The organism is Psychroserpens sp. XS_ASV72, from assembly GCF_041224425.1.
Lineage (GTDB): Bacteria > Bacteroidota > Bacteroidia > Flavobacteriales > Flavobacteriaceae > Psychroserpens.
The window spans coordinates 1-390 of record NZ_JBGFGL010000052.1; the positions used below are offsets into that span (position 1 = coordinate 1).

1 pseudogene is annotated in these 390 nt (G+C 47.2%); it reads right to left on the reverse strand.

What is annotated here, in order from left to right:
- Positions 1-390: pseudogene (locus AB9K26_RS00680) on the reverse strand (gliding motility-associated C-terminal domain-containing protein); the annotation flags it as partial.

A 390-nucleotide genomic window follows, 5' to 3' on the forward strand; every position in this document is an offset into this window, starting at 1 on the left:
CACTCGATAGTGGTGCCAGCAGGAACCGTAAAGGTTGGATCAGTAGTATCCACCACATTGATGGTCTGTATCTGTATGTTCTCGTTACCGCATTCGTCTACAAGTGTCCAGGTTCTGGTAATGGTGTACTCATTTGCACAGCTACCTTCAGTGATTGCATCAGAATATGTTGCCTCCAATCCATTTGAGCAGTTGTCTGTCTCGTCCGTCACGTCACCAGTAAGTGTCAAATCGTTGGCATCCTGGTCGCACTCGATAGTGGTGCCAGCAGGAACCGTAAAGGTTGGATCAGTAGTATCCACCACATTGATGGTCTGTATCTGTATGTTCTCGTTACCGCATTCGTCTACAAGTGTCCAGGTTCTGGTAATGGTGTACTCATTTGCACAG